Annotated in this window: 1 protein-coding gene; it reads left to right on the top strand. The window is 40.5% G+C overall.

Annotation, left to right across the window (positions count from 1 at the left end):
• A partial coding sequence (locus ACYVRA_RS08025; RefSeq protein ID WP_461252209.1) for a hypothetical protein occupies positions 1-634 on the top strand: 634 nt, incomplete at its 5' end.
• Between the last annotated feature and the right edge of the window lie 18 nt (positions 635-652).

Here is a 652-nt window from a genome sequence, read left to right as displayed (position 1 = left end):
TGTACAGTTAGCCGGATTAGCGTTTATCGTTGTCGGAACATTTTTGCTGCTTAAGTCTGTCGATAAAGAAAATATAAACTATTTGCAATTATTCTTCGCGTGCCTCTGTTTTGCGCTGACCGTCGGTTGCCGCCCGAATATGGTTTTAATATCCATCCTCGTTCCGGTGCTTCTGTGGAAACGCAGATCTTGGAAATTGGCTCTGTTTATCTCTATTCCGTACATTATTGTTGCAATACCGCTATGCATTTATAATTACATCCGCTTCGACTCTATTCTTGAATTCGGACAAAAATACTGTATCGCGCTTATCAACGGGACAGCGGTCAGTTTATTGAATCTATTAGGAACTATTCATAGGATGTTCATAACATTTCTACATTACCTCTTTCGTCCATACATCTATTCCTTGCATTTCCCTTTTGTTGAACTTGTTCCGCCAAAGGGCCTTATTACGTCTGTCCCCGGTTTCTTATGGGGTTACAATAGCGGCGGCGGATTAATAAACTTTCCGATACTCTTTTGCTTAGCTTATTTGTTTAAGAATATATTTAACAAGGATAAGCCTGACGGTTTACGCCCTGTCTCTTATACACATCTAAAGCGAACCGCGCCTCAGGCATATACTTTTTGACTAAAAACCGCCACAATA

This window comes from Treponema sp. R8-4-B8 (genome assembly GCF_054786175.1).
This window is presented reverse-complemented; position numbering and strand designations above follow the sequence as displayed.